Origin of the sequence: Microbacterium sp. EST19A, from assembly GCF_019969685.1 — a bacterium.
Lineage (GTDB): Bacteria > Actinomycetota > Actinomycetes > Actinomycetales > Microbacteriaceae > Microbacterium.
Genome location: NZ_JAHXYZ010000001.1, coordinates 436,993 through 455,108, shown reverse-complemented (window position 1 = coordinate 455,108; position 18,116 = coordinate 436,993). Strand labels below are relative to the sequence as shown.

The window sequence follows — 18,116 nt, the reverse complement described above, 5'->3', positions numbered from 1 at the left end:
GTCGACGGGGAGATCGTCGCACGCACCCCGGACATCGGGGCGCGGTGCGGACCCGATGGTTGCCTCCGGTCGATAGTTGCGTTATAGCAACTACAGGCGTATAGTTGACACTTATCAACTTTCTACACAGGAGCATCCTCCCCGTGACAAACGCCTCACCTTCTTCCGCACCCGAGACCGTGCGCTCACCGCGCGAGGTCTTCACCGCGATCTCCGGCCTCGTCGTCGGCATGTTCGTCGCCGTGCTCTCGGGCACCGTCGTGTCGACCTCGATGCCGGTGATCATCGCCGACCTCGGCGGCACCCAGTCCCAGTACACCTGGGTGATCACCGCGAGCCTGCTGGCGACCGCGGTGTCCACCCCGATCTGGGGCAAGCTCGCCGACCTCGTCGATCGCAAGATCCTCGTCCAGGCCTCGCTCGTCCTCTTCACCGTCGGCACCGTGATCGCCGGATTCTCGACCGACACCAACATGCTGATCGCCGTCCGCGTCGTGCAGGGCATCGGCGTCGGCGGCCTGATGTCGCTGGTCATGATCGCCGTGGCCCTCATCATCTCCCCGCGTGAGCGCGGCAAGTACATGGGCGTCGTCGGCGGCATCATGGCCCTCGGCACCATCGGCGGCCCGCTGCTCGGCGGCCTCCTCACCGACGTGTGGGGCTGGCGCTCCAACTTCTTCGTCGGCGTGCCGTTCGCGATCCTCGCCCTCGTGCTGCTGCAGTTCACGCTGCACCTGCCGAAGCCCCAGCGTGACACCAAGGTGTCGATCGACTACTTCGGCATCGTGCTGCTCGCGGTCGGCGTCTCGACCCTGCTCATCTGGGTCTCCATGGGCGGCAACCAGTTCGACTGGGACTCCTCGACGAGCATCATGCTCGCCGTGATCGCCGGTGTCGCGATCGCCGGATTCATCACCGTCGAGTTCTTCGTCAAGGAACCGATCGTGCCGATGTCGCTGTTCCGCAACCGCACCTTCACGCTCTCGGTCATCGCCTCGATCGCCATCGGCGTCTCGATGTTCGCGACCTCCGTGTTCCTCGCGCAGTACTTCCAGCTGGCGCGTGGCGCCACGCCGACCGAGTCGGGCCTCATGACCATCCCGATGATCATCGGTCAGATGGGCGCGTCGATCATCATCGGCCAGCTCGTGAGCCGCTTCGGCAAGTGGAAGGGCTGGATGCTCACGGGCTCCGTCCTGACCACGGCCGGCGTCACCCTGATGTCGACGCTGCGCTACGACACCCCGTTCCCGCAGGTCGCCGTCTACATGTTCGTGCTCGGCGCAGGCCTCGGCATGGTCATGCAGAACCTCACACTCATCGTGCAGAACGACACCTCCCCGCGGCAGCTCGGTGCTGCCTCGTCGAACGTCAACTTCTTCCGCACGATCGCCGGCACCATCGGCGTCACCGTCATGGGATCCCTGCTGTCGACCAGCGTCGCCACGTACATGACCGACGCGCTCAAGGGCTTCACGCCGACGACCCCCGACGAGGTCGACGCGCTGCAGCACCTCGCATCGGGCGACGTCCCGAAGGTGACGCAGCTCCCTGACACGATCCGCTCGATCGTCGAGGGCGCCTACGGCCACGGCATCGCGGACGCGTTCATCATCGCCATCCCGCTCGCCGTGATCGCCATCATCGCGATCGCGTTCATCAAGAACAAGCCGCTGTCGACGAAGAACGCCGCCGAGCAGCTGCGCGAGCAGGCCGAGGAATCGGTCATCGAGGTCGCTGAGGCCGAGGTGGGTGCATCGCTCTCCACCGGCACCATCCGGATCGCGGGCACCGAGCCCACGAAGCCGGCGACCGGATCGGTGACCGTGCTCGAGCGCGAAGATCGGGAGCCGAAGGGCTGAGATGGTCACCTCGGAAGCGGTGACGTCACCGGACGCGGACAGCGCCCTCGGTGATCTCCAGACGCATCTGAACCTCATCTTCGCGAGGACCAGGACGCTCTGGAAGGAATCCGCGGCGCGGATCGATCCGGAGCTGCAGGTCGGCGGGTACAAGCTGCTCACCTTCATCGACCGGGCCGGCACGACCAATGCGCACGAGCTCGCCGAGCGCTTCGAGATGGACAAGTCCGTCATCAGCCGCCAGGTGCGGATGCTGGAGGACCTGCGCCTGATCGAGTCGCGTCCGGACGACCGCGACGGACGGCTGCGCGTGCTGACGGCGACACCGTCGGCACGCGCCGCCCTCGCCGGGTTGCGCCGCGACCACGGCGAGCGGCTGCGCACGGTCATGGCCGAGCTCACTCCCGACGAGATCCACGCCGCATCCAAGGCCTTCCGACTCCTCTCGGAGATCTGACGCCGGCTGGCCCTCGACGGCAGTCGCGCACACGCGGAATCAGGCGAACACGTGAGATCATGCAGATGCACGGCGAAACCGCCTGATTCCGCGTGTTCGCCTGATCTCGCGCGACGGGGCTTCGCCGTAAGCTGGCGATCATGAGCGCCTCGCCCGACGAACCCGCCCGCACGGGCGCGCCCGCCGCCGCGCCCGACGGCCCCGGAAGCCCCGACCTCGACCAGGCGATCTCGCGGGTCGAGCACGAGCTGGGGCGTCTCTTCGCCCGGATCCGGGTGAGCTGGCGCGAGGCCGCGGCGACCGTGCATCCCGATCTCCAGCCACTCGGGTATCAGGTGCTCACATCGATCGCGACGGGCAAGGCGACCTCGGCCGGCGCGATCATCGAGCGTCTGCAGACCGACAAGTCGGCGGTCAGCCGGCACGTGCGGCAGCTCGAGGAGCTCGGACTCGTGGAGAGCGTCCGTGACCCCGACGACCGCCGGGCGCGGGTGCTCGTGGCGACCGAGCTGGCGCAGGAGCGGGTCGCGCTCGCCCGGTCGCGCTACGAAGCGCGTCTGGGGGAGCGGCTGCGCCGCTGGACGGCCGAGGATCTCGATCATTTCGCCGAGCTGCTCGCCCAGTTCGGCGACTGACCGTCAGCGCACGGACTTGATGGGCAGGATCGCGAACCCGCCGATGACGGCCATCGCGCCGGCGAACACCCACAGCCCCGGGTAGCCCCACAGGGCGATGACGACGCTGGCGAGCGCCGGAGCGAGCGCCTGCCCTCCCGCCTGCGCGATGTTCAGGACGCCGAGGTCCTTGCCGGCCTGCCCGGAGTCGGGGAGCACGAGCGTCATCAGGGCCTGATCCACCGAGATGTAAGCCCCGAGGGCGAGGCCGGCGAGTGCGAGGGAGACCATGAGTCCGCCCACGGTCGGGCTCACGAGCGGCGGGATGACGGAGATCCCGAGCATGATCGAAGCGCCGAGCACGATCGGCTTGCGGCGGCCGGTTCGGTCGGAGATCGCCCCGGCGGGAAGGATCGCCACCAGGATCCCGACCAGGAGCACGAGCGAGAGCATCGGGAACGTCGCCGCGGCATCCTCGCGGCTGAGGCCGACGTAGTCCTGCAGCTGGTAGAGCAGGAACGACACGATGCCCCAGTATCCGGCCATCAGGACCAAGCGCGAGGTGAAGGCCCAGGCGAAGTCGGGATGCGTGCGCGGTGACACCCAGAACGAGGCGATCGATGCGCGCAGCCCCTGCCGCGGCGCGACCGGCAGAGCCCGGGAGTCGCGCCGGATCAGCAGTGTCAGGGGTGTGCCGACGATCAGGATCAGCGCCGCGAAAACGATGTACCCGGTGGGCACGTCGGCGGCGAACGGCGAGGCGGCGAACAGGCCGGCGATGCTGCCGATGTAGATGCCGAGGCCGCCCAGGGCCGAGAAGGTTCCGCGTCGGTGGACGGGCGTGCGGTCGGGGAGCAGAGCGAACAGCGGTGCCGACACCATCGAGTAGAAGGCTGCGGTCGCGGCGGCGAAGATGAAGATCGCGAGGAAGTTGCTCGAGAGTGCCAGGGCGATCATGCAGCCGGCGAGGCCTGCCACGCCGCCGAGCACCCACGGCACGCGTCGGCCGAATCGGGTGCGCGAGCGGTCGGAGAGTGCTCCCCAGAGCGGCTGGGCGATGATGGCGATGATGGCGCCCACGGTGCCGATGAGGCCCAGGTTGGCCACCTTCGCCGCGGGATCGAGCACGTCGAGCTGAAGCGGCACGAGGAAGCTCGCCACCCCCGAGTTGGCCGTGTTGATGATGAGCTGCACGCCGAAGTAGCTGGCCATGAGCATGCCCAGGCTGCGCGGAGCGGCGGGGTAGGGGGTGGGGACTTCGGTTGCTTCGGGATCGGCGACGGTGCTCATCCTCGAACCTCTTCCGTAGGGGGCGGTCCGCCGAGCATAGCCAAGTGAACATCGGTTAGGCTAGAGTTTCACCGAAATAAGTGAATCTGCGTTAGTCGACGTGCTACCGTGAACGCCACCCCGCCGAGGAGGACCGGATGCCCGAAGTCATGTCTGTCACCACGGAACACGGCGCCGTCTCGGGCGTCGAGAGCGAAGGGCTGCACTGCTTCCGCAACATCCCGTACGCCGCACCTCCCTTCGGGAAGCGCCGGTTTCTGCCGCCGCAGCCACCCGAGCCGTGGGACGGCGTGCGCAACGGAACGACATCCGGCCCCGCCGCTCCGCAGCCCTCCGGCGGCGATGCTCTCGCCGCGCTCTACTCGCCCGCGACGACCGGCGAGGACTGCCTGACCCTCGAGGTCTGGACCCCTGATCCCAGTCCCGAGGCGAAGCTCCCCGTCGTGGTGCACATCCACGGCGGCGGCTACACCTTCGGCGCCGGGTCGCCTCCGGGATACTCGGGTCGCACCTTCGCCCGCGACGGCGTCGTGCACGTCGGCATCAACTACCGCCTCGGCATCGACGGCTTCCTGTTCCTGGGGGAGGGTCACGACAACCTCGGCCTGCGTGATCAGGCGGCCGCTCTCGAATGGGTACAGCGCAACATCGCCGCCTTCGGTGGGGATCCATCGCGTGTGACGATCTTCGGTCAATCGGGCGGCGGCGTGTCGGTCATGCTGCAGCTGGCTCTGCCGGCCAGCCGCGGTCTCTTCCAGGGCGCGATCGCGCAGAGCGGATGCTCGATGGCGACCGTGGATGCCGACGAGGCGATGCGAATCACTCGGCAGGTGGCGAAGGGCCTCGGCGTGGCTCCGACCGTCGAGGGTCTGCGCGACGTGCCCCTGGACCGCACCGTGAAGGCGACATTCACCGCGCTGACGCGCTTCGCCGCGCTCGGACTCGCCCTCGGCGACCCGAGATCCCTCCTGCTCAGTCCCTTCCGCGGCGTGCATGACACGGCCGTGCTTCCGCGCAATCCCGTGGAGTCCGCCGGCACATCGCCCGGTGTGCCCCTCATGACGGGCACCACGACGAACGAGATGGCCTCCCTCATCGAGGGCATCACGATCGCTGCGCCGCTGGCAGCGCCCTTCGTGCGTCACGGCCTGAAGCGCGCGCTGCGGATGGACCGGACGATCGTCGACGCGTACGCGAACGGCCGACGCCGTGTTCACGGGCTCGGCGCGCTCGTCGAGGCAGGCTGGACGGACTGGGGCTTCCGCATCCCCACGATCCGTCTCGTGGAGGCCCGACCGGAGCCGAGCTGGCTCTACGAGTTCCGTTGGCAGCGCGACGATGTGCCGCCCTTCACGGCCTCGCATCACGCGATCGATCTGCCCTTCGCCCGCGACGACCTCGCCACCGTGGCGGAACTCGGCGGCGACATCGGCAAGCGGATCTTCGGGACGAACCCGCCGCAGCGGCTGGCCGAGGAGTTCCACGCGGCGTTCGTCGACTTCGCGACGAACGGCGATCCGGGCTGGGCGCCGTACGACAAGACGGGCGGCCGGGTCACGAAGATCTTCGACACCGAGAGTTCGATCGTGAACGATGCGGCCGGCGCGGAGCGCGAGGCGTGGAGCGGGCGCCGCTGATCCGCGCGTCGCTAGACGGTGCGCGCGGTCTCCACGACGGCGAACCAGGCGAGAGCATCCTGCAGCACCTGCGTGAGCGCGACCGGCTGGTCGAGCATCATCGCATGCCCGGCATCCGGGATCTCGATCACCCGCACCTCGGTCGACGCATCGAGCGCCGCTCGCCCCTGCGGGCTCAGGATGCCGTGCTCGCCCGCCACGTACACGGCAGGGCATGCCAGGCCGTCGAGGGTGTGCGGCAGATCGCCGGTCATCGCGACGAAGGCGGGATCGAACTTCCAGCTCCAGCCGCCCGCGACCTCGCGCAGCGACGCGGCGGCGATGTGCGCCGCTGTGTAGGGCAGGGAGTGCTGCGGCGGGACGGGGCGGAAGCGCGCGACGCCGTCGGCGAGCGACCGATAGACCCGGGGCGTGCTGAACGTGGCGTCGGCCTCGGTGCGCGGCCATGGTCCGCTCGGCTCGATGGGCGAGTCGACGACGATGAGACCGCCGAGCTCGGGCGTCGTGCGCCCGGCGAGGGCGGAGGCGATCATGCCGCCGAGGCTGTGACCGGCGACGACGGGACGGGGTCGCAGCTGCGCCGCGTCGATGACGGCATCCAGCTCGTCGATCCACTGCTCGACGGAGTACGCGGGGCGACGCCCGCTGTCGCCGTGCCCGGAGAGGTCGACGGCGACCACGCGGCGGCCGGCGGCGAGCTGCGGGGCGATGAAGTCCCACCACCGGGAATGCGCGGCCCCGCCGTGCACGAGAAGGACGTCATGGGGATCGTCGCCGATCGTGCCCCACGTCCGATACGCGATGCGCGCGCCGGCCACCTCGACGGTGCCGACGGCGGTGGTGACGGCGAGGGCTTCGGTGAACCAGGCGGGTGCGTCAGTCATCGGTCCCTGCGTCTTCTCGAAGAGTGTTCGGCGCGGAGCGCACCGAACCGCTGTTCACTTACGCTATCACGGGCCCTCAGGCGTCGGTTATGGTCAGGAGCAGCTTCGACATGCGCTTCATGGTCCGCTCAAACCGGTCCCTCTCGCGCAGATGCGGGGTCTGCACGGCGTCGTTGACGACGAGCAGCACCGCCTGCACACGGATGCGCGCCGACGTGGCGTCGGTGTCGGTGAAGGCGCGCAGCAGCTCGACCCAGGCGTCGATGTAGTCCCGCTGCAACTGACGCGCCGTGCGGCGATCCTCCTCGGGGAGGTTCATCAGCTCGGAGAGCAGGATGCGGATGACCGCGCGGTCGCTGTTCGCGACGGTCACGTAGGAATCGACGAGGCGGGAGAGCTTCTGCTCGGGCGGGAGTTCCGTCGCGAGGATCTCATCGCGATCGATACGCAGGATGGCGTGGGCGCGATCGATCGCGGCGACGAGGATCGCGGCCTTGTTCTCGAAGTGGCTGTAGACGCTGGGTCCTGCGATCCCGACGGCTTCGCCGATCTCGTCGATGCCCGTGGCGGCGAAGCCGCGCTCGGCGAAGAGCTCGGTCGCGACCGTGATGATCATGTCGCGGCGTGACTCGTGCGGCGGTGCGGCGGTGACCGCGGCATCCGCCTGCTCGCCCGACGGGATCGGCATCGACACGATCGTCGAGACCATGTCGACCATCACGGCGACGAAGTCGGGTGTCGGCAGGGTGGCGGAGTGGAAGCTGGGGCTGACGAGGACGCCCATCGCGCACCATGCGAGCAGGTCGGCCGCTCCCGCATCCAGTTCGGGGCGGTCGGCGAGGATGATCTCGGCCACCCGGTGGGTGTGCCGGGCCAGCTCATCCCGCAACAGGCGCTGCTCGGGCTCGTCGAGGCTGCGGGCCTCGCGCTGCCACAGTGCGCCGAGAGCGCGGTGATCGAGCGAGGTCTCGGCGAGGCGCCGCAGCAGGAAGGGGAGTCGCCCCTCCTGCTCGTGCTCTCCGGCATCGACCTCGTCGAGCACGGCCCCGTAGCCCGCGAGTCCGGTCTGGACGGCCGCGACCAGCACCTCGGCTTTACCGGGGAAGTGGCGGTAGAGGGCGGATGCTCCGACGTTGGTGGCCTCGGCGATGTCGCTCATGCTGACACCGGCGTAACCGCGCTTCCAGAAGAGCTCCGTCGCCGCCTCGATCGTGATCGCCCGACGATTGCGCGGCCGAGTGCCCCTGGGGGGCGTCTCTGCGGCGACCGACGTCATGCTCCCATGATCGCAGAGGCGCCGGGACCGCGGCTCGTTCGTCCGGTGTTTTGCTAACTCGGATTCACATCGCCCTCGCCCTTGCCGGGAATCCGTGTTACATTCCTCGCAAGTGAATCGCGGTTAGTCAGATCGAGGAGGATCGGATGCCAGTACCGAAGGATGCGGTGGGACGGGCGCTGCCCGAGCACGTCGCCGTCATCGAGCGCGGGAGACTCCGGTTCTTCGCCGAAGCCATCGGCGAGACCGACCCCCGCTATCTCGATGTGGACGCCGCCGTCGACGCGGGGTACCCCGACCTTCCGGTGCCGCCGACGTTCCTCTTCGGACTCAAGCTCGACAAGCCCGACCCGATGTCCTGGCTCGCGGACCTCGGCGTCGATCCCCGCTTCGTCCTGCACGGATCCCAGCGCTACGACTACGCGCGCATGGCCTTCGCCGGCGACGAGCTGCGTCTCGCTCCGCGCATCGCCGAGGTATACGAGAAGCGCGGCGGCGCGCTCGAGTTCATCGTCGTCGACACCGAGGTCACCCGCGACGGCGAGCCGATCGCCACACTGACCGACACCGTCGTCGTGCGGCATCCCGAGCAGGAGGCGGCGCGATGATCGGGCTTCAGGAACTCGCCGTCGGCACACGGCTGCCCGCCCTCGAGCTCGCGCCGATCAGCCGCACCACGCTCGCGCTCTTCGCCGGCGCCTCCGGCGACCACAATCCGATCCACCTCGACAGCGACCTCGCGAGGTCCGCCGGACTCGACGACGTGTTCGCGCAGGGGATGCTGTCGATGGCGTATCTCGGACGGATGCTGACCGGGTGGGTGCCGCAGGAGCGGATCCGCTCGTTCGAGGTGCGGTTCGCCGCCATCACCCCCATCCATGCCCAGCCCACCTGCACCGGCGTCGTGGCCGCGGTCGACGACGGTCTCGCGACCGTCGACGTCGCCGTCACGCTCGCCGACGGCACCGTGACCCTGACCGGCCGCGCTGTCGTCACCGTCGATTGAGAAGAGGAACGCACATGGGAACGTTGGAAGGCAGAGTCGCCCTCGTCTCGGGCTCCGGTCGAGGGATCGGCCGGGAGATCGCCCTCAAGCTCGCGAGCGAGGGAGCGTCGGTCGTCGTCAACGACCTCGACGCCGAGCCCGCGAACGACACCATCGACACGATCCTCGCCGCCGGCGGCCAAGCCGTCGGCTGCATCGGCAGCGTGACCGACGCCGACTTCGGCGAGCGGTTCGTGCAGACCGCGGTCGAGGCCTTCGGCGGCATCGACATCATCATCAACAACGCCGGGTACACCTGGGACTCGGTCATCCAGAAGATGACCGACGAGCAGTGGGATGCGATCCTCGACGTGCATCTCAAGGCGCCGTTCCGCATCCTCCGCGCCGCGCAGCCGATCATCTCGGCAGCCGCGAAGCGGGAAGCCGCCGAGCACGGCGTCGCCCGAGCCCGGAAGGTCGTCAACATCTCGTCGCTCGCCGGCCTCGGAGGCAACGCCGGGCAGTCGAACTACTCGACCGCGAAGGCGGGGATCGTCGGCCTGACCAAGACCCTCGCCAAGGAGTGGGGTCGCTACAACGTCACGGTCAATGCGGTCGCATTCGGCCTCATCGAGACGCGGCTCACATCGACCGACGGCGCCGACCACATCGACGTCGCCGGCAACTCCATCAAGGTCGGCATCAGCGATCAGCTCAAGACGATGACCGAGCAGCTCATCCCGCTCGGCCGCGCCGGCACCCCGAAGGACGCCGCCGGCGCCGTGTACCTCTTCTGTCTGCCCGAGTCCGACTACGTCAGCGCGCAGGTGGTCGTCTGCGGCGGAGGGTTCTTCCTCTGATGAGACGTCACCTGTACGAAGCGGAGCACGAGGACTACCGTTCCCGTGTGCGCGAGTTCCTCGAGCGCGTGGTCGTGCCGGCGAACCCCACCTGGATCGAGAACGGCGTCGTCGGGGACGAGCTCTACACCGGGCTCGCCGAGATCGGCGCGCTCGCCCACGGGATGCCGGCCGAGTACGGCGGCACCGGGGTCGCCGACTTCCGGTACAACATGATCCTCACGGAAGAGGCCACGCGGCTGCTCGTCTTCCCGCCGATCGTCGGTCCGAGCCTCGTGGTCGACATCATCGCCCCGTACCTCGTCGACATGGGCACCGAGGAGCAGAAGGCCCGCTGGCTGCCCGGCGTCATCCGTGGGGAGACCGTCCTCGGCATCGCGATGACCGAGCCGGGCACGGGATCCGATCTCGCCGGCATCCGCACCACCGCGGTGCGCGACGGCGATCACTGGGTCGTCAACGGCACCAAGAAGTTCATCGGCAACGGGCTGAACGCCGGACTCCTCATCGTCGCGGCGCGGACGAGTGAGGACCGTCATCGCGGGCTCACGCTGCTCGTGGTCGACACGAGCACACCCGGCTATTCGGCACGCAACCTCGTCAAGGTCGGAATGGCCGCGCACAACACCACCGAGATCACCTTCACCGACGTGCGCGTCCCCGTCGCCGACACCCTCGGCACCGAGGGCGAGGGGTTCCGCGGACTCACCCGCAACCTCGCTCAGGAGCGGGTCACGGCATCCGCGCACGCATTGGCGACCGCGCGGGTCGGGCTCGATCTGACGATCGATCATGTGCGGTCGCGCGAGACGTTCGGCAAGCCGATCGGCGCGAACCAGACCGTGCGCTTCACGATCGCCGAGCTCGTGACCGAGCTCGACATCGCGCAGTCCTTCGTCGACGACTGCGTGCGCGCGCTCAACGCGGGCGACCTGACGCCGGTGGATGCCGCCGAAGCCAAGTGGTGGACGACGGAGTTCATGTGGCGGGTGCTCGACACGGGCGTGCAGCTGCACGGCGGCAACGGCTATCTGCCGGAGCATCCGATCACGCAGCTCTGGCTCGACTCGCGGGCGCAGCGCATCTACGCCGGCAGCACCGAGATCATGAAGGACCTCATCGGCAAGTCCCTGCGGCTCGCCTGAGCCACAGCAGCCACCACGTCTCACAGTCACCACGTCTCAAAGGAGAGAACATGGAAGTCACACAGCCCCTGCACCGCTCGCTGCAGCTCACCCCCGACCGTGAGCACACCGTGGCCGGCGACCGTATCCGCACGGTCGCGGCATCCGCCGATCGCATCGCCCGCCTTGCGGGCGCGCTGCGGGAAGCCGGCGTCGACGACGGCGACCGCGTCGCCGTCGTCTCCCTGAACTCCGACGTGTTCCACGAGTCGCTCCTCGGGATCCCGTGGGCCGGCGGCGTCGTCGTCCCCGTCAACTACCGGTGGAGCCCGGCCGAGATCGCGCACTCGTTCGCGGAGTGCGAGATCGCGACCCTCATCGTCGACGACACTTGGCTGGAGCTGGTCGAGTCGGTGCGCCCCCTCGCGCCCGGGCTGACGACGCTCATCCACGCGGGCGAGAAGCCGACTCCCGACGGGATGCTGCGCTACGAGGATCAGATCGCCGACACCGCCCCCATCGAGGACGCCCGCCGCGGCGGTTCCGACATCTTCGGCATCTTCTACACCGGCGGCACGACGGGCGTGCCCAAGGGCGTAGTGCTGTCGCACGACAACATGATGACCTCGGGCTTCGGCTGCGTCGCGTCGGGGGAGTTCCTCACCCCCGAGGGGCGGCTGCTGCACGTGGCGCCGATGTTCCACCTCGCCGACATCGCGTCGTGGATCGGCGGACTGATCCTCAACTCCACGCACGTGTTCGTGCCCGCGTTCACCCCGGCCGGGGTGCTCGACACGATGGAGAAGCGCGGCGGCACCGACGTGCTCGTCGTCCCGACGATGCTGCAGATGATGGTCGATCTGCCCGGTGCGAGCGACCGCGACCTGTCGTCGATGAAGCACATCGTCTACGGGGCGTCTCCGATCTCCGAGGCGCTGCTCGATCGCGCCGCGCTCCTCTTCCCGCAGGCGACCTTCCTGCAGGCGTATGGCATGAGCGAGCTCGCGCCCGTCGCGACCATGCTGCTCTCGGTCGACCATCACCATCCGGTGCGACGGCGCTCCGCCGGTCGCGCGGGCTGGCACACCGAGGTCCAGATCGTCGACGAGGACGACGTCGAGGTGCCTCGCGGTACGGTCGGCGAGATCGTCGCACGCGGCGGGGCGACCATGGTCGGCTACTGGAACAAGCCCGCGGAGACGGCCGACGCCCTGCGGGGCGGCTGGATGCACACCGGCGACGGCGGTTATATGGACGAGGACGGGTACGTGTACGTCGTCGACCGCATCAAGGACATGATCATCACCGGGGGCGAGAACGTGTACTCCGTCGAGGTGGAGAACGTGGTGGCGAAGCATCCGTCCGTCGCCGCGGTCGCGATCATCGGCCTTCCCGACGACCGCTGGGGCGAACGCGTGCACGCGGTCGTCGTGCGGCAGCCCGGGCAGGAGGTGACGCTCGACGAGATCCAGGTGCTGGCGCGCGAGCACATCGCGGGATACAAGATCCCCCGCAGCCTGAGCTTCCTCGAGGCGCTGCCCCTCTCGGCCCAGGGCAAGGTGCTCAAGCGCGACCTCCGGCTGCGCGACTACGAACCGGTCGCCGTCTCGTGAAGCTGAACACCGTCATCGTCGGCGCGGGGTCGCGCACCGCGGCCCTGGTGCACGGCGCCTCGCGCAGCAGCGACGTGTGGCGGGAGTTCGCGCCTTACCTGCAGGAGCACGACCTGAGGCTGATCCTGGTCGACCAGCGCGGGCACGGCGACAGTCCGCGGGGCGACCGCTATCGCGTCGCGGACTTCGCCGAGGACCTCGTCGACACGCTGCCGAAGGATCTCGACCTGCTCATCGGCCAGTCGCTCGGCGGCCTCACCACCGCGTGGGCCGCCGAGGAGCTGCAGCCGAAGCGCCTCATCGGGATCGACCCGGCACTCGCGATGGCGCCCTTCCACCTCTGGCTGATCCCGTTCCTCGGGCCGCGGCAGAAGAGGTTCCCGGACTGGATGCTGCGCGCGCTGAGCCGCGAGCAGCCGCCCGAGGCCCTCGGGCGGCTCCGCGCGGAATGGGCGAAATGGGACGAGACGAGCCTCATCGACATCAAATCGTCGTATCTCGAGCGTCCGTTCCCGGTGGGCGCGCCGGTGGTGCCGTCGACCCTGGTGCTCGCCGAGAAGAGCTTCGCCGTCCGCCCGGAGGTCGCTGCGGCGCTCGCCGCTGCAGGATGGGATGTCCGCCGCATGAAGGGCGGACACGACCTCCACACCGAGAACCCTGCGGGTCTCGCTGAGGTGCTGCGCGATGTGCTGGTGCCCGAGGGTGCTCAGCGCTCCGCAGGGCGGTAAGCGGTCACGACCGCCGCGCCGCCCAGGCCGATGTTGTGCTGCAGCGCCACCGTCGCGCCGGCGACCTGTCGCTTGTCGGCGGTGCCGCGCAGCTGCCAGGTGAGCTCGGCGCACTGCGCCAGGCCGGTCGCGCCGAGGGGGTGGCCTTTGGAGATGAGCCCTCCGGACGGGTTGACGACCCACCGGCCGCCGTAGGTCGTGTCGCCGGAGTCGACGAGGTGATGCCCTTCGCCCACGGCTGCCAGCCCGAGAGCCTCGTACGTCAGCAGCTCATTGGCCGAGAAGCAGTCGTGCAGCTCGATCACGTCGATGTCGGCGGGAGCGATCTGGGCCTGCTCGTAGACGGCTGCCGCGGCTTTGCGGCTCATGTCCGCGCCGACGAGGTCGCGGGCGGTGTGCGAGTCGAAGGTCGAGCGCATGTCGGTGACCATCGACTGGCCGACGATCTCGACGGCCTGGCCTGCGAGGCCGTGCTTCTCGACGAAGTCCTCGCTGACCACGATCGCCGCACCGGAGCCGTCGGACGTGGGCGAGCACTGCAGTCGGGTGAGCGACATCGGCTCGTAGATCATCTTGTCGCCCTGGATCTGCTCGAGCGTGTACTCGTCCTGGAACTGCGCGTAGGGGTTGTTCGTGGAGTGACGGTGGTTCTTCTGCGCGATCTTCGCGAAGTGCTCGGCCGTGGAGCCGTAGGTGCGCATGTGCTCGGCGCCGGCGGAGCCGAACATCCAGGCCGCGGGCGGGCCGCTCATCGGCGACGATTCCTCGAGGGCCTTCATGTGCCGGCGCAGCGGAGCCTCGCGGTCGGCGAACGTGTCGAGCGCGAGGGATCCGGGCTGCATCTTCTCGAAGCCGAGTGCGAGGACGCAGTCGGCGAGGCCGCCGCGGATGGCGCGCGCTGCGAGGTAGAGGGCCGTGGAACCCGTCGAGCAGTTGTTGTTGACGTTGGTGATCGGGATGCCGGTCATGCCGAGCTCGTACACGGCGCGCTCGCCGGCGGTCGACTCCCCGTACACGTAGCCGACGTAGGCCTCTTCGATCGCGTCGAAGTCGAGGCCGGCGTCTTCGAGTGCCTTCGTGCCGGACTCCCGTGCCATGTCGGGGTAGTCCCAGCCTTCGCGTCGCCCGGGCTTCTCGAACTTCGTCATGCCGACGCCGACGACGAACACGCGCGCACCAGTTCTGGTCATGTCTTGATACTAACCGCAATTCACTTACTGATGTCAAGGGGGGACCCGGAATCGGCCTCGACGGGGGAGACCCCCGTAGCCTGGAAATCGCGAGGGTCACGCAGATCCTCGCGAACACGCACGCTCGATCGAAAGGAACACCATGTCCGTCACCCTCGAGGATGCCCGCCGGATCATCGCCGCCGCCGAGGTGCGCGCCGACGAGATCGGTCAGCCCATGAACATCGCCGTCGTCGACGCCGGAGGCAACCTGGTCGCTCATGTGCGACAGGACGGCGCGTGGATCGGCAGCATCGACATCTCGATCAGCAAGGCCTGGACCTCCCGCGCCTTCGACATCACCACGAAGGACCTCGGCGACAACGCGCAGCCGACGCAGCAGTTCTTCGGCATCCACACCACGAACGCCCACGGTCGCGGCGTCGCGATCTTCGCCGGCGGCATCCCGCTGAAGCGCGACGGCGTCGTCGTCGGCGCGGTCGGCGTCAGCGGCGGTTCCGGCGAGCAGGACCACAGCGTCGCCGAGGCGGGCGCCGCTGCCCTGTAGAGCACGTGCCGAGCGGGCGGCTCCCTTCGATCGGGAGCCGCCCGCTCGGCGCATCCGGTCGCATCCGGTCGCATCCCCGGAGATCAGCCCGACCTGAGTCCGCCCGCGCGTAGCCTGGGGAGCATGACGCTCACGAAAGCCCGCACCGCCGCCGAAGTCGTCGACTGGCGCCGCCGCGTCTTCGCTCTCTACGACGCCGTGCGCCGTGCCGCGTCTCCGGAAGAGGCGCACGAGCTCTGGCGGATCGAACGCGACGACCTGATGGCACGGCATCCGGCGACTCCGCTGCTTTCCGAGGATCGGCTGATGTTCGAGGGGCTGCCGATCGCGTCGTACGACCCGCAATGGCGCTTCGAGCTGCCGGTCCTCGAGGCGGAGCCCGGTGGCTTCGACTTCGCCACGGGCACCGATGGTGTCGTGCCGTTCGAGCGCATCGGCAAGGTCGAGATCCCGGATGCCGGAACCCTCGACATCTGGCGCCTGACGACCTACGGCGGGGGACTGTTCATCCCGGTGCGCGATGCGCTGGCCGGACGCCCCGACGGCACCTACGGCGGAGGACGCTACCTGATCGACACGATCAAGGGGGCCGACCTCGGATCGGATGCCGAGCGCGGCACGATCGTGCTCGACTTCAACTTCGCCTACAACCCGTCGTGCGCCTACGACCCGGCGTGGGCCTGCCCGCTCGCGCAGCCCGGCAACGTGCTGCCGATCGCGATCCCCGTCGGAGAGCGGTACGCCGGCACGGACTGAACCGACGTCAGCGGCGCACGAGAGCTCGCGTCCTGGTCACGCTCCCGAGGGTCGCCCGCACCGGGGTGCCGAGGTAGAGGCCCAGCGACGCACCGGAGGCCAAGCCGACCCCGATCACCGCCGCGTAGATGAGAGAGCCGCCGGCGCCCACGACGTCGGATGCCGAGCCGCCGCCGGTGTGGACCATCTCGAGCAGGCCCTGGAAGACGGCGACACCGGGCACGAGCGGCACGATCGCGGCGGTCGTCACGGCCACCGACGGCACGTGCAGATTGTGCGCGATCAGCACGCCGACGAAGCTGGCGAGCAGGGCACCGAGGGCGCTCGCGGCGGCCGGATGGAGCTGCAGCAGAGAGGCGAGCGTGTATCCCGCGATCGTGATGGCGCTGAGGAGGGCGCTCACGAGGATGATCCGGATGCCGGCACCGTTGAACACCGCCACGGCGACCGCGATGATGATGGCTCCGGCGAACACGCTCACGAGCGGCCCGAACGGTGCGGGGTCATCGGGGAGGTCCATCGTGAACCCCAGCACGCTGCCCAGCTCCAGACCCACGAGGATGCCGATCACGACACCGAGGGTCTGCATCGTGAGATCGAGGATGCGCCCGCCTGCCGTCAGGGCGAAGCCGTCGATCGCATCCTGCGCCGCACCGACCACCGTGAGACCGGCGAGCATGAGCACGATTCCGGAGGCGACGATGATCGACGGACGGATGCCGACGAACGGCGCGATTCCGGCCGTGCCCAGGGCCGACACGGCGACCGCGACGACCGTGGTCACGAAACCGCCGGCGATCTGACTGAAGAACAGCGGCACGCGAAGACGCGCGAGACCCGCCTGGGTGATCGCGGCCGCGAGGGCCGCGACGAAGGTGAGGCCGACGACGATCGGCGACGCACCGAGAAGGATGCTGACACCGACGGCGAGCATCGCGCGGGCGACCACGACGACCGGCTGCTGATAGCGGAACGGCATCCGGCGGATCACGCGGAACGCCGTGCGGGCGGAGTCCAGGTCGAGCCCGCGGTCGATGTCCGAGACCAGCGCCTGCACCCGCTGGAGCTTCGCATGGTCGGGTGCGGCGACGCGGACCACCCTCACGAGAGTTTCCGGCCAGACCTCGCCGCTGAGGTGGAACGAGACGGTGATCGAGTTGTACGTGACATCGACCTGGACGTCGCGGAGACCGTAGGCGTCGCAGACCCGCGTGATGGCGAGGGTCACCTCGTGCGCGGACGCTCCGATGGCGAACATCGACTCGCCGATGCGGGTCGACAGGTCCAGCACCCTGGGCACCATGCGCTCGTCGATGACGGGCATGACCTCGGTGGGTGCCACGCTTGCGGGATCGGTGTGCACGATGCGGCGCACGGAGGCGAGCAGCCGTCGCGGGGACTTCGAGGACATCGTTCCATTCTCCCGGCTCCGCGCGGTGCGCCCAGGCGGGGCGCTCGATCAGCGCAGGTACGCGTCGACCATCAGCGCCCCGCGGATGTCGCGCAGCCGGTCGACGATGAGCGCGACCCCGCGCGCGCCGATCGACGCCAGCTGCACGTCGTGCGGTCCGAGGGGCTCGAGCTTTCCGGTGCGCACGCGCACGACCTCCCACCCGGCGCCCCGTAGGGCGCGGTCCTTGCGGCGATCGGTCTCCTCGCGCGAGCCGACGTGCTCGAGGCCGTGCCGGCCGACGGTGTCGTATTCGAGGGCGATCCGCAGCTCGGGGAGGAGGATGTCGGGCCACACCTCGGTGTGTCGGAAGAACGGTCGCGCGACCTTCACCGCATTCACGTCCCCGGTGAAGACCAGGCGATCGGTCAGTGCGGCCCGCAGCTTCGCCTCGGCGGCCGACGCCGGCTTCGGCGCGCACACGCTGAGGAACGCGGTGCCCTTCGGCAGATCCGGCGTCTTGGTGCACAGCGCGGGTGCGGGCTTTCGGGGTCGCGCGGGGATCGCCCGCGCCTCGCCGAGGATGACGGGCTGCGGCCGCGCCAGCGTCGAGCATTCCGGACACCACGCCGAGCGTCGACGCACGCGTCCGGGTCGCTCGCGCTGCTCGGTCGGGGTCGCGGCGAACCGGTGACCGACGGCGCACTCCCAGCACAGCAGCACGTCGGCACCCAGCGGCACCTGCGAGAGCGTCACTCCGTGGTTCAGCTCGGGGTGGTACTGCCGGATCAGCTCGGGATACGCCGCCCACGCCGCGCGGAACGTGCCCACCGCGTAGGGCACGGCGACGCCGCGCGAGAACTGTCTCCTCGCCCACCACTGCTGCACTGGCTCCGGCACGAG

Annotated in this window: 18 protein-coding genes; 12 read left to right on the top strand and 6 right to left on the bottom strand. The window is 69.3% G+C overall.

Annotation, left to right across the window (positions count from 1 at the left end; all coding sequences use genetic code 11):
- Positions 1-143: 143 nt before the first annotated feature.
- The 3 genes from LC452_RS02340 to LC452_RS02330 all read left to right on the top strand — a co-directional run bounded on the left by LC452_RS02340 (position 144) and on the right by LC452_RS02330 (position 2,954).
- A complete protein-coding gene (locus LC452_RS02340; protein ID WP_223622413.1) occupies positions 144-1,862 on the top strand; it encodes an MDR family MFS transporter in 1,719 nt (572 codons plus the stop codon).
- Position 1,863: 1 nt separating this feature from the next.
- A complete protein-coding gene (locus LC452_RS02335; protein ID WP_223622412.1) occupies positions 1,864-2,319 on the top strand; it encodes a MarR family winged helix-turn-helix transcriptional regulator in 456 nt (151 codons plus the stop codon).
- Positions 2,320-2,459: 140 nt separating this feature from the next.
- Entirely contained in the window at positions 2,460-2,954 is a 495-nt protein-coding gene (locus tag LC452_RS02330; protein WP_223622411.1) for a MarR family winged helix-turn-helix transcriptional regulator, read from the top strand.
- Positions 2,955-2,957: 3 nt separating this feature from the next.
- Here the strand turns inward: LC452_RS02330 and LC452_RS02325 are convergent, their stop codons facing one another.
- Positions 2,958-4,223 (bottom strand): MFS transporter, encoded by a 1,266-nt coding sequence (locus LC452_RS02325; RefSeq protein ID WP_223622410.1) that lies wholly within the window; start codon positions 4,221-4,223, stop codon positions 2,958-2,960.
- A gap of 137 nt (positions 4,224-4,360) precedes the next feature.
- Here LC452_RS02325 and LC452_RS02320 point away from each other — a divergent pair, with 137 nt between their 5' ends.
- Complete coding sequence (locus tag LC452_RS02320) at positions 4,361-5,860, top strand: carboxylesterase/lipase family protein (RefSeq protein WP_223622409.1); 1,500 nt, start codon at positions 4,361-4,363, stop codon at positions 5,858-5,860.
- 11 nt (positions 5,861-5,871) lie between these two features.
- Here the strand turns inward: LC452_RS02320 and LC452_RS02315 are convergent, their stop codons facing one another.
- Together LC452_RS02315 and LC452_RS02310 are read right to left on the bottom strand one after the other, a co-directional pair.
- Positions 5,872-6,744 (bottom strand): alpha/beta fold hydrolase, encoded by an 873-nt coding sequence (locus tag LC452_RS02315; protein WP_223622408.1) that lies wholly within the window; start codon positions 6,742-6,744, stop codon positions 5,872-5,874.
- Positions 6,745-6,820: 76 nt separating this feature from the next.
- Positions 6,821-8,020, bottom strand: coding sequence for a TetR/AcrR family transcriptional regulator (locus LC452_RS02310; protein WP_223622407.1), 1,200 nt, complete (start codon positions 8,018-8,020; stop codon positions 6,821-6,823).
- A gap of 146 nt (positions 8,021-8,166) precedes the next feature.
- Between LC452_RS02310 and LC452_RS02305 the strand changes: the two genes are divergently transcribed.
- From LC452_RS02305 to LC452_RS02280, 6 genes are read left to right on the top strand one after another with little or no spacing between them, the layout of a single operon-like run.
- Positions 8,167-8,628: a MaoC family dehydratase N-terminal domain-containing protein gene (locus tag LC452_RS02305; RefSeq protein WP_223622406.1), complete on the top strand. Its 462-nt coding sequence runs from the start codon at positions 8,167-8,169 to the stop codon at positions 8,626-8,628.
- Positions 8,625-9,026, top strand: a complete 402-nt coding sequence (locus tag LC452_RS02300; RefSeq protein ID WP_223622405.1) for a MaoC/PaaZ C-terminal domain-containing protein — start codon at positions 8,625-8,627, stop codon at positions 9,024-9,026. The genes LC452_RS02305 and LC452_RS02300 overlap by 4 nt, the downstream gene beginning before the upstream one ends.
- A 14-nt stretch (positions 9,027-9,040) precedes the next feature.
- Positions 9,041-9,865: an SDR family NAD(P)-dependent oxidoreductase gene (locus LC452_RS02295; RefSeq protein ID WP_223622404.1), complete on the top strand. Its 825-nt coding sequence runs from the start codon at positions 9,041-9,043 to the stop codon at positions 9,863-9,865.
- A complete protein-coding gene (locus tag LC452_RS02290) occupies positions 9,865-11,010 on the top strand; it encodes an acyl-CoA dehydrogenase family protein (RefSeq protein ID WP_223622403.1) in 1,146 nt (381 codons plus the stop codon). The genes LC452_RS02295 and LC452_RS02290 overlap by 1 nt, the downstream gene beginning before the upstream one ends.
- A gap of 50 nt (positions 11,011-11,060) precedes the next feature.
- Positions 11,061-12,602 (top strand): long-chain-fatty-acid--CoA ligase, encoded by a 1,542-nt coding sequence (locus LC452_RS02285; RefSeq protein ID WP_223622402.1) that lies wholly within the window; start codon positions 11,061-11,063, stop codon positions 12,600-12,602.
- Positions 12,599-13,330 (top strand): alpha/beta fold hydrolase, encoded by a 732-nt coding sequence (locus LC452_RS02280; protein ID WP_223622401.1) that lies wholly within the window; start codon positions 12,599-12,601, stop codon positions 13,328-13,330. The genes LC452_RS02285 and LC452_RS02280 overlap by 4 nt, the downstream gene beginning before the upstream one ends.
- On the opposite strand, the gene LC452_RS02275 is transcribed toward LC452_RS02280, so the two are convergent.
- Positions 13,309-14,520: a lipid-transfer protein gene (locus tag LC452_RS02275; protein WP_223622400.1), complete on the bottom strand. Its 1,212-nt coding sequence runs from the start codon at positions 14,518-14,520 to the stop codon at positions 13,309-13,311. The genes LC452_RS02280 and LC452_RS02275 overlap by 22 nt on opposite strands.
- Before the next feature lie 142 nt (positions 14,521-14,662).
- On the opposite strand from LC452_RS02275, the gene LC452_RS02270 reads away from it, so the two are divergent.
- Together LC452_RS02270 and LC452_RS02265 are read left to right on the top strand one after the other, a co-directional pair.
- Positions 14,663-15,067 carry a heme-binding protein gene (locus LC452_RS02270; RefSeq protein ID WP_223622399.1) on the top strand — a complete coding sequence of 135 codons (405 nt, stop codon included), beginning with the start codon at positions 14,663-14,665 and terminating at the stop codon, positions 15,065-15,067.
- 123 nt (positions 15,068-15,190) lie between these two features.
- Positions 15,191-15,823, top strand: coding sequence for a DUF1684 domain-containing protein (locus tag LC452_RS02265; protein ID WP_223622398.1), 633 nt, complete (start codon positions 15,191-15,193; stop codon positions 15,821-15,823).
- Positions 15,824-15,830: 7 nt separating this feature from the next.
- On the opposite strand, the gene LC452_RS02260 is transcribed toward LC452_RS02265, so the two are convergent.
- Both LC452_RS02260 and LC452_RS02255 read right to left on the bottom strand, forming a co-directional pair.
- On the bottom strand, positions 15,831-17,234 hold the full coding sequence (locus tag LC452_RS02260; protein WP_223622397.1) for a threonine/serine exporter ThrE family protein: 1,404 nt from the start codon (positions 17,232-17,234) through the stop codon (positions 15,831-15,833).
- A 48-nt stretch (positions 17,235-17,282) separates the two neighbouring features.
- A complete protein-coding gene (locus LC452_RS02255) occupies positions 17,283-18,113 on the bottom strand; it encodes a zinc-ribbon domain-containing protein (protein WP_223622396.1) in 831 nt (276 codons plus the stop codon).
- Positions 18,114-18,116 lie beyond the last annotated feature (3 nt).